A 10,138-nucleotide genomic window follows, 5' to 3' on the forward strand; every position below is an offset into this window, starting at 1 on the left:
AACCACAACGCCCGCGAAGACGCGTTCTTTCGCCACAACAGACAAATCCGCATCAGCCCGATCCGGCTGATCGATGCCGACGGGGAGATGCAAGGCGTCGTCCCGACCGACCAGGCCCTTCGCATGGCGCAAGACGCCGGCCTGGACCTCGTCGAGATTGCCCCCAATGTCCGCCCACCCGTCTGCCGAATCCTCGACTACGGCAAGTGGAAGTACGAGCAGCAGAAGAAGTCCGACAAGCAGCGGGCTCAGCAGCGGCACACCGGTCTCAAAGAGGTCAAGATCAAGACAACCAAGATTGACCCGCACGATCTGAAGATCAAGACGGATCGTGCCCGCAAGTTCCTGGAGGACGGCCACAAAGTCCAAATCACCCTCCAGTACCGCGGCCGAGAGATGGCCCACCAAGACATCGGCCAAGACCTGCTCAACGGCGTGAAGCGGGAGCTGTTCATGATCTCCAAGGTCGAGCAGGACTTCCGCATGCAGGGGCGTCGTGGGAATATGGTCCTCTCGCCCGACAAAAAGGACCCGAAGAAGGTTCGGGCCCCCGAGCCGGGCGAGCCGATCACGGTCGGCACCAAGGGCGTCCCGCTCGCCGAGGCTGGTCCTGCAGGTGACGCGTCGAAGGACGAGGTCGTCAAGCCGGCGCGGAAAAGCCTGTTCCCGTCGCGTCAGCCGACCCAGGCCACAGCCGAGGGCGAAGCTCCGCCGAAGCCCAAGGCGACATTCGGGCTGCCCCCGCGTAATTCGGACGATGCGGTCATTCCAGCTCCAAGCGACAGCGAAGAACCCGCCGCCGAGGCCGAACCAGCGCCCGCGTCCGACGCAGCGTGAGTTGCCGTCATTGAACAGGTGAGGTTTCGATCGCGTGAACGCTGATTGAAGTCAGCTTGAGAGACGACGCGCGGTCTGTGCATCCTCAACGGTGGCGAAGACGCTGTCTTCGTGCTCGGCGAGTTTGGCAACACGGCGAACGTGACGTCCGCCGGTGAAGGGCGTCACCAGGAAGGTCTCTGCGACGCGGAAGAGCGTCCGTTCGCCGACGAGGTCGGTCCCGACGCACAGCACGTTGCAGTGATTGTGCTCGCGTGCGATGCGTGCGGTGATCTCGTCGTGGCACGTGGCAGCGCGGATGCCGGGGACTTTGTTGGCCGCGATGCCCATCCCGATGCCGCTGCCGTCGAGCAGGATGGCGGCGTCGTACTCGCCGGAGGCGACCAGCCGTGCGACGGGAATCGCATAGTCCGGATAATCGCAACCGCGCGAGCCGTCATCGCAGCCAAAGTCATCGACGGCTTCCAGCCCTTCGACGTCGCAGCCGACACCCGAGAGCCGCTCGATCAGTCGCATTTTTGCCGCGTAGCCGCGGTGGTCGCTTGCAAGGGCGACACGGCGCAGGCGTGGAGATGCCTCGGCAGTGAGTGAGGCTGCAATTCGGTGAGGAGGCAAGGAATCCTGAACATCGGCCGCCCCACCACGGGTCTTGAGCACGGACTGGCCGTCAGTGGCGCTTCGCGGGTATCCGTCGCTCATGGAGATCCTTCCTGCCGTTGCCTCTTCCTTCGGCCGCGGCTCCGATCCGCTGCCGACCCACGCGATTGGGGACGCGTGGCACGGGGCAATCTACCGCATCGGCAGCCATCTGTAAAAGACGACTCTTCGGCCGTTGTATGCGATACCGGGCGCGCACATGCGACAACGTGACAGCAAAAGTGCCGCTGGAACTGTTTAGGAGGGTTTTTGATCGGTCGAACCGACGGGTCGCATCAGGAGCCGCTGCTGCAGCGAGCGTGTCATTACCTGGCAAGATCACAGAGCAGCGAGGCGGTCGTCAACGAGCGTTTCGAGCTTTTCTGCAAGACGCATGTAGGTCGACGCGTCGGCACCGATCGGGTCTTCGATGTCCCCGTCCGGATCCAGCAGGACGAGCTTGTCGGCTGCTGATGGCACCAGCCCGAGGACGCCCTGACGATGGGCGGCGGTCATGGCGATGATCAGGTCCGCCCGGTGGATCATCGCGACATCGAGCGGGCTGCTGCGATGGCCCGACAGGTCGCCGCCGAGCGACTGGACTGCATCGGCAGCAGCGGGTGTGGCACGCATGCCGGGCATCGCCCCGGTGCCTGCCGAGATGACTTCGTACCCGGCCTCGCCAAGAGCTTTCGGATCGACGCCGATCTTCTTGGCCAGGACCTTCTTGCCGAGCGCCATCGCCATCGGGCTCCGACAAGTGTTGCCGCTGCAGACGAAGAGGACAGTTGTCCGCAGCAGCCGCTCAATGATCCGGCGGTCGTAGATGCCTTCGCGGACGACGTTCCAAGTCGAGCCGTCGGCCTCGACGTGCACGACGGTGCTCGGCCTGGCGTACCGCGTCGGGCCAGCGTCGTAGGCGACGGCGACGCCGAGCTCGTCCAGGCCTGCCGACTCCGGCGGACGCGACGCTTCGCCGCCACGCGGCAGCCCCGCACGCGTCAACACTGCGGGCTGTCCGGCACGCCGGAGGACGGTCGACGTGAACGGATCGTCAGGACAACGCAGCGTGATTCGACTGTCGGCATCGAAGAGATCTGACGTCGACAGGCCGAGCTGGTCTGCAGCAGATTGAGCTTTCGTGGCGTCAATCTGAAAGCCGATGGCCACGGGTCCGGGCCAGAGCTTGCGGACGAGCTTCCGGCTGTCGTCGGTCAGCTCAACGCCGAATGCGTCCAGATCGTCAGCAGAGCCGAGGTGGGGCGTCATCGGCGCTTTGGCGTCGCGACGAAGCTTGGCCAGATCGTCCGACGCACCGGGTTTGGCGGCCAGGCCGTAAACGGTCTCGGTCGGGACGCAGACCAGCTTGCCGTCGGACAACAACCCCGCGGCCTCTTCGACGGCCTGGTGCAAATCGAGCGTGTAGTCGTTGAGGTCAACGCGGCGAACGGACATAAGCGGTGAAAAACGTAGGGTGGGCCCCGGCCCACCTCCGGATGCAGCGGCTTTGAGAGCACGCCCAGACGGTGGGCCCGGGCCCACCCTACGCAGATTGCTCGATGCGTGCGGAGTACGAATTCCGTCGCATCAATAAGCTGCCGTCTCTCGCAGCGCCTTGCCGATCCGGGCGGCGTCGGGCAGGTAGTCGTTCTCGAGCTTGTAGTACGGCATCGTCACGTCGAAACCGGTCACGCGTTGGACGGGAGCTTCGAGGTTGAGGAAGCAGTGCTCCTGAATCAACGCGCTGATCTCGGCACCGAGGCCGCACGTTTTCGGAGCTTCGTGGACGACCACCGCTCGGCCCGTGCGGCTGACGCTCTTGACGATCGTCTCGACGTCGATCGGCCAGAGCGACTGCAGGTCGATCACTTCTGCCGAGATGTGGTCCGGCAGAGCGTCTGCGGCTTCGAGGCAGCGGAAGACGCTTGCGCCCCAAGTGATGATCGTCAGGTCGTCGCCTGTTTCGAGCACCTCGGCTTGGCCGATCTCGATCGTGTAGTCGTCATCTGGCACATCCTCCTTGAAGCTGCGATAGACGCGCTTTGGCTCAAAGAAGACCACCGGATCTGGATCGCGAATCGCTGAGGCGAGTAAGCCCTTGGCGGCCTTGGGCCGGCTGGCCATGACGACCTTCAGCCCAGGCGTGTGGACGTAGACGGCTTCGGGCGAATCGCTGTGCAGCTCCGGTGCGTGGATGCCGCCGCCAACGGGGACGCGGACGGTCAGCGGACACGTCATTCCGCCACGATTTCGCGTGCGGCAGCGTGCAGCCTGGTTGACGAGTTGGTCGTACGCCGGGCCGAGGAAGCCCTCGAACTGAATCTCCGGCACCGCCTTCATGCCGGCGTGTGCCAGGCCGACGGCCGTGCCCATGATGCCGCCTTCGGAGAGCGGCGTGTCGCGAACGCGCGCCTCGCCGAACTCCTTCTGCAGGCCGTCGGTGAGCCGGAACACACCGCCGTTCAGGCCGACGTCTTCGCCGAGGAGGATGACGCTTTCATCGCGCGTCAGCTCCTGACGCAGGGCGAGATTGATCGAATCGACGAGGTTCAGCTGCGGCATCGGCGTCCTCCTCGCTCAGACAGTGACGGCCTCGTCTGCCTCGACGCGGCTCAGGGTCGACTGACGCGGCGACTGGCCGAGCGAACCGGTCCGACGCGTCTCGCGTTGACGCTCGAGCTCACGCGGCGTCGTGGCAAAGGCGTAGTCGAAAATGTCCGACTTGCCGGGCTTCTCGATCTCCATGGCAGTCGCGATGACTTCCTTGACGATGCGGGTGGCTCGCTCTTTCTCTTGCTTCTCGAGGTCGTCGTTCCACTGGCCGCGGGCCTCGAGGTAACGGCGTGTGCGAATCAGCGGGTCCGACGCGACGCCGCGTTCGTGCTCTTCCTTACTGCGGTAGCGGGATGCGTCATCAACCGTCGTGTGGTCGGCGATGCGGTAGGTCGTCAGCTCGACAAGCGCAGGACCGTTGCCGGCGCGGGCGTGGCGGACGGCGTCGCGGCAGACCTTAAAGCTGGCGAAAAGGTCGTTGCCGTCCGCCTGGAAGCCCGGCATGCCGTATGCCAGTGCCTTCTGGGCGAACGTCTGGCTACGCGTCTGCTTCTCGGTCGGGACGCTGATGGCCCAGCCGTTGTTCTGGCAGACGAAGACGACCGGTGCGTCGCCCGTCGCCGCGAAGTTCAGGCCGTCGTGGAAGGCACCTTCGCTGGTCGCGCCGTCGCCGAAGAACGCCATGCAGACGCGGTCGGTGCCATGCTTGTCGTTGTCGATCTTGAGCTTCCACCCGATGCCGGCCGCATGGGGCAGATGGGCACCAATGCTGATGCAGATGGGCGAGATGCCGAGCTTCGGGTCGATGTCGTTGCCGCGTTCGTCGCCCATCCAGTGCAGCAGGATCTGGTGCATCGGCAGGCCGAGGTGGAACAGGGCGATGTTCTCGCGATAGCTGGGAACGACGTGGTCGTGCCCGGCGATGAGGGTCATAGCCGCCGCCAGCGGGCCGGCCTCCTGGCCCTTGTTCTGCGGGAAGGTGCCCATCCGACCACTTCGTTGGAGGCGGTACGCAGCATCATCAAGCTCGCGGGCGACGAGCATCTCGCGATACGCCGCGACCACGGCCTCGTCGTCGAGCACGTCGCGCACCTCGTCTGCGAGTTGCTCATCGATCGAACCGTCAGCCGAAAGAATCTCGACGCGGGAAACGGAGCCGTTGAAGACGTCGTGTGTGGGCATGGGCCGAACCTCCTGCTCGGTGGGGGACGCCCGAAGTCTACGCGATTCGGCCGTGCGAAAAGCGATGAGACGTCCCACGCATCAACCTCGGCCCATGTCAAACCGGTCTCGCGTGGTCGCATATGACGACCCGCCGAGGCGTCCGATCGCGTCCAGGCGGCCGGCATCGACGTTTCCGTCGCCGTCGAGCACGTTTTCTCGGACGTGCATGAGAACGACCTCGCCGAAGACCAGCGTCGTCGACATCGGACCGCCGTCGCCCAGATCGAGCGTGTGACTCATGCGGCACTCCAAATGGACATCCGCCTCCGCCACCCTCGGCGGTTTGACCTTGCCCGACGGCTCACGCGTCAGGCCTGCGAGATCGAACTCACTCTGGTCGCGGGCGAGCGTCGCACTGGACGCGCCCATCTGCTCGCCCAACCGGTGCGGCACGATGTTGACGACGAACTCGCGAGTCTCGATCGCGTGGAGCACGCTGTCTTTCTGATTGCCATTGCGATCGCGAGCGCCGCTGAAAAACACAGTCGGCGGATTGGCACAGACGGCGTTGAAGAAGCTGTACGGCGCGAGGTTGTCCACGCCGGCGGTCGACGTCGTGCTGATCCACCCGATAGGGCGTGGAACCACGACGTTGACGAGGTGGCCGTACATCACCCGCGGGTCGACGTCGTTGGGATCGATGAGCACGTGGCGAGGCTACGACGACGGCCGAGGCTTCCGGTGCAAAAGGCTCGTAAGCACGCCGACCAGCAGCAACACGAACGCCATGCCGACGGACAGCACGCCCCACGCAAATCTCGATCGTGGCACGAGAGCCCTCACTGCGTCAGCAAACTGTTGCAGAGCCGCGATGACCTGAGACCAGCTCGGCCCCAACAGTCGCCACGATGCGACACCGCCGACCGCTGCGACAGCAGCCGGCAGCAGGCGTGGCAACGTGACACCGATCAGCACCAGCCATGCAGCCGACGTGCCGATCATCGACGTCGACAAGCGCACGTCGCCGAGACCTAGGTCGAGTCGAACCGGGCTGCCCCACGAAACGAAGGCGGCGGCGAGTGGAAGCAGGAGACGCAAGCCGAGGTTCTCGTTCGTCGGCTTGAGCAGCAAAGCGAGGCACAGCAGCAAGGGGGCCGCGTGCGGAGCCATGAAGGGGCGGTCGTAAACGTAGTGCAAGACGCCCAGATGGATCGCAAGCGACACCCACGGCCCAGCCGCGATCACTCGTGGCCACCAAACGGAGGGGGCTTGTCCCCGCGGTGCGACGTCTCGCCAAATGAACGAAAGCAAGCGGTACAACAGCGGCGAGAGTCCGACCATCCACCACAGCAGGTAAAACGTCCCCACGGTCACGCCGCCGCCCTGATCACCGTCGAGCCAGAGCAGGGTCGACGGCACCGCGTGCAACAGCACGAGTCCGACCAGTCCGGTCGCGATCGTCGCTGGCGTCAGCTCGGGCCGGATGACACGCAGCAACAACGCGACCTTCGCAACGGCCAGAGCTAGGAGGGCCGCCGAGGTCAGGATCCCGATTGCAAGATCAGCCGTTGCGATCTCACTCATGAGAAACGAGACGTCGAGCGCGAAGAGGCAAACGAGTGCGATCAGCTGCAGTGTGTCGCGACGCGGTCCGACCTGCTTGTAAAGCCAAATGCTGACGAGGAGGCAGGTGATCTCGTAAACCTGCAGCGTGCCAAGCAGCGGCATCAGCCGACTGATCGGAATCGGATTCCACGTGGTCGTGTTGGTGAGTGCACCGACGCCTGCGAGCATGGCGACGGCGCTCAGCAGATAAAACGGATTGAACTCGACGATCCAATGCCACCACCTTGCCGGCGGTGGTGTCGGCGTGCTGGCATGAGTTTCCGACGATTCAGCGGAGGCCGGGAACTGCGACATGACACGACTCCTGCGGCTTGGCCGCGGTGGGAGGGCGGGTTGTCGTCGGTCGTCTAGTTTGCTGCGAGGCGGGACGAGTCAGGGACTCGCGAAAGAGCAGGACGCTCCAGTTGCAGCGATGGCGGCCGGCTTGCGGGCTGCCCAGAGCATACCCGACCACGCGGAAAGTCGCACCGCTAGGCTTCCCGCCTCATGGCACTCCTCGAAGGCAAAAAGGGTCTCATCCTCGGCATCGCCAACGATCGCTCGATCGCGGCGGCGATTGCCAAGTCGTCCAAAGCACACGGCGCGACGTTCGCCGTCACGAATCTGCCCGGCGAGAAGTTCCTCGCTCGCACTAAGAAGGCCATGGACAACGGTGGGTACGGCGAGATGCCGCTCTTTGGGCTGGACGTCGCCGACGATGCGAGCCTCGACGACTTCTTCGCCAAGGTGAAGGACGAGATGGGCACGATCGACTTCGTCGTCCACTCGCTGGCCTTTGCGAACAAGGACTACCTCGCGATCGACAAGTTCCTCGAGACGCCGCGGGACGTGTTCGGCCAGGCGTTGGACATCAGCGCGTACAGCCTGATTGAGGTCGCGCGTCGGGCTCAGCCGCTGATGAACGAGGGCGGGAGCATCATCGCGATGACCTATCTCGGCAGCGACCGGGCTGTGCCGGGGTACAACGTGATGGGCGTCGCCAAGGCCGCGCTGGAGTCGACCAGCCGCTACCTCGCATATGAGCTCGGGCCCAAGGGCATCCGCGTCAACACGATCAGTGCCGGCCCGGTCCGCACGCTGAGCGCCATGGCCGTCGGCGGCATCGGCGAGATGTTCGACCACACGACGCAAAAAGCGCCGCTACGCCGCAACATCGACGCCGAAGAGGTCGGCAAGGCCGCCGTCTACCTGCTCAGCGACCTCTCCAGCGGCACGACGGGCGAGAACCTGTACGTCGACAGCGGTTTCAACATCGTCGGGCTGTGAGGCGCATCTAGTGGCATGGGGACAGACGGTCGCAGGCGAGCGTTGCACCGTGCGTTAAGCTGTCGCGGTGGCGTGGTTCTGGCTCTTAATCGGCTGCGTCGCGACGGCGTCTCTCGGCTTGATTTGGTTTGGACGACGCGGTCGCCAAGTCGACGATCACCCGCAGTGTCGCCGCTGCGGCTACGACCTCTTCGGCAGCGGGTCAGCCTCCTGCCCAGAATGCGGCCGCGACATCACTGCGAAGCGAGCGGTGCGGATCGGCCATCGGCGTCGCTTGTGGTGGCTGGTCTGGTCGGGCTCGGCGATGCTGCTTTTGACCCTCGGTTTTGGCGGAACGACCGGCTACGTCATGGCGACCGGGCTCGATCTGCAACAGAAGAAGCCGGAGTGGTGGCTGCGGGCGGAGCTACGCGGAGACGACGCGAACGCGAAGGGCTTGGCTTGGTACGAGCTCATGCGTCGACACGAGAGTCCGACGGAGGACATCGGGCCTCGCTCCGTTTCGTCCCTCGTTGAAGAGACGCTGGCGAATCAGGCAGACGAGGCGCGACCTTGGCAGTTTTACGACGATGGTGACTTTGTGGAGCAAATGCTGGCCGCCGGGAAGCTTGAGCGACACGTCGCCGAGCAGTATCTCTTGAATGGGACCGACGAGGGCATCGAAGTGCGCGCTTGGATCAAGGCTGGCGATCCGCTGCCGATGCACGTGCTGACCGACCCGCTCTGGACGAGGAACCAAAGGACACCCGCGATGTGCGGCTTCGGAGTGGACTACAGCCGCCGCGCGTACGGCATTCCGCTACGAGGCCAGATCATCGACGCCCGTATCGCGATCAACGGCCGACAGTGGGACGCTGACGTCCCGGATGCATGGGTTTGCGACATCCCGAGGTTACAGACGGATCACGAGCTTCGCGTGGTGCACGAGATCGATACGAGTGATCTTCTACCGGGCACCCACCACGTCGAACTGATCGGCACGCGAACGATCGACGCAGCTGGGCTTCCCGGTGGTCCCGTCGAAAAGCCGTTTCGGGTCGTGAGCAGCTTCGTCGTCAAGGAGCATGGTTACGAGCCGCCGATTGACGAGCGTATAGCCCTCCGCGACCGGATCATCCGGACGTCTGTCAAGGTCAACAAGCTCGAGCGGACCCGCGACTTCGCGACGGGCAAAGCCAGTTTGACGCTGACCCTGTTCTACACGCGTCTCCCGGCCCACTTCGACGTTACAGCTTGGGTCCGTCCGGCAGGATCGGACGAGCCTTTTGCCGGGACCGCAGCTCGGTTCGACATCATGGCCAACGACGGTGGCTGGAGCGCGGCGCAACCGTTGGCGAGCGAAGCGGTTCGGCTTCCTGAGCCTTGGAGCGACATCGACACGTTCGACGTCCAACTTCGATCCGTGCCTGTCGACCAGTGCCTGCACGTCGACCCGGCGAATCACTGGACAGGAACGATGACCTTCAAAAGCGAACAGGTCGTCGATTCTGCCGATGCGACGGCCAGCCGCGGGTAACGCAGCGTTCGTACGGTCGGTCATGAGCGACAAGCCTGAGCTTCGGCGGCAGTTCGTTACGTGGACGATGTATCGCCTCGACCCGGCGGTGCGGCGATTGGAGGCCGATGTGAAAGCGGCGATGAAGGAGGAGTTCGCTGCCGCGCTGGCGGAGAAGGACGAGGAGTACATCCAGCTCACGTACTCGACCGCCGGGCTCAAGACCGACACCGACTTCATCGTGTGGCGAATCGCGTACGAGTCGGACGTGCTTCAACGACGCGAGGCGGCGATGAATCGCACGCGGCTCGCTGGATACGTCACGACCAGCCATCGCTTCCTCGCGATGACCAAGCGAAGTCAGTACATCGATCCGGTCGACCCGTTTCACGACGAGAACAGCCGGGCCAAGATCGTGCCGGGTCGAAGGAAGTACCTCTTCGTCTACCCGTTCGTGAAGACCAGGCCGTGGTACCTGATGAGCCAGGAGGACCGGCAGACGGCGATGAGCGAGCACATTCGCGTCGGCACGAAGTACCCGAGCGTCAAGCTCAACACGAC

General features: G+C 64.4%; 11 protein-coding genes. 5 read left to right on the forward strand and 6 right to left on the reverse strand.

The window, feature by feature from the left end; translation table 11 throughout:
- The coding region (infC, locus tag AAGI46_12500) for a translation initiation factor IF-3 (GenBank protein ID MEM1013027.1) at positions 1-837 on the forward strand (837 nt) is incomplete at its 5' end.
- A gap of 51 nt (positions 838-888) precedes the next feature.
- Here infC and AAGI46_12505 read toward each other — a convergent pair.
- Positions 889-1,452 carry an RpiB/LacA/LacB family sugar-phosphate isomerase gene (locus AAGI46_12505; GenBank protein MEM1013028.1) on the reverse strand — a complete coding sequence of 188 codons (564 nt, stop codon included), beginning with the start codon at positions 1,450-1,452 and terminating at the stop codon, positions 889-891.
- A gap of 34 nt (positions 1,453-1,486) precedes the next feature.
- On the opposite strand from AAGI46_12505, the gene AAGI46_12510 reads away from it, so the two are divergent.
- Positions 1,487-1,651 carry a hypothetical protein gene (locus AAGI46_12510; protein MEM1013029.1) on the forward strand — a complete coding sequence of 55 codons (165 nt, stop codon included), beginning with the start codon at positions 1,487-1,489 and terminating at the stop codon, positions 1,649-1,651.
- Between the two features lie 161 nt (positions 1,652-1,812).
- On the opposite strand, the gene AAGI46_12515 is transcribed toward AAGI46_12510, so the two are convergent.
- The 5 genes from AAGI46_12515 to AAGI46_12535 form a co-directional block, all read right to left on the reverse strand.
- Positions 1,813-2,928 (reverse strand): Sua5/YciO/YrdC/YwlC family protein, encoded by a 1,116-nt coding sequence (locus AAGI46_12515; GenBank protein MEM1013030.1) that lies wholly within the window; start codon positions 2,926-2,928, stop codon positions 1,813-1,815.
- A 132-nt stretch (positions 2,929-3,060) separates the two neighbouring features.
- Positions 3,061-4,035: an alpha-ketoacid dehydrogenase subunit beta gene (locus AAGI46_12520; protein ID MEM1013031.1), complete on the reverse strand. Its 975-nt coding sequence runs from the start codon at positions 4,033-4,035 to the stop codon at positions 3,061-3,063.
- A gap of 15 nt (positions 4,036-4,050) precedes the next feature.
- Positions 4,051-5,208, reverse strand: coding sequence for a thiamine pyrophosphate-dependent dehydrogenase E1 component subunit alpha (locus AAGI46_12525; GenBank protein ID MEM1013032.1), 1,158 nt, complete (start codon positions 5,206-5,208; stop codon positions 4,051-4,053).
- A gap of 81 nt (positions 5,209-5,289) precedes the next feature.
- Positions 5,290-5,898, reverse strand: a complete 609-nt coding sequence (locus tag AAGI46_12530) for a flavin reductase family protein (GenBank protein ID MEM1013033.1) — start codon at positions 5,896-5,898, stop codon at positions 5,290-5,292.
- A gap of 9 nt (positions 5,899-5,907) precedes the next feature.
- On the reverse strand, positions 5,908-7,110 hold the full coding sequence (locus AAGI46_12535; protein MEM1013034.1) for a hypothetical protein: 1,203 nt from the start codon (positions 7,108-7,110) through the stop codon (positions 5,908-5,910).
- Positions 7,111-7,302: 192 nt separating this feature from the next.
- Here AAGI46_12535 and AAGI46_12540 point away from each other — a divergent pair, with 192 nt between their 5' ends.
- The 3 genes from AAGI46_12540 to AAGI46_12550 form a co-directional block, all read left to right on the forward strand.
- On the forward strand, positions 7,303-8,082 hold the full coding sequence (locus AAGI46_12540) for an enoyl-ACP reductase (GenBank protein ID MEM1013035.1): 780 nt from the start codon (positions 7,303-7,305) through the stop codon (positions 8,080-8,082).
- A gap of 67 nt (positions 8,083-8,149) precedes the next feature.
- Entirely contained in the window at positions 8,150-9,598 is a 1,449-nt protein-coding gene (locus AAGI46_12545; protein MEM1013036.1) for a hypothetical protein, read from the forward strand.
- Positions 9,599-9,620: 22 nt separating this feature from the next.
- Positions 9,621-10,138, forward strand: a 518-nt coding sequence (locus tag AAGI46_12550; GenBank protein MEM1013037.1) for a chlorite dismutase family protein, incomplete at its 3' end; no start/stop codon positions are given.

Source organism: Planctomycetota bacterium (genome assembly GCA_038746835.1).
Classification (GTDB): domain Bacteria; phylum Planctomycetota; class Phycisphaerae; order Tepidisphaerales; family Tepidisphaeraceae; genus JBCDKH01.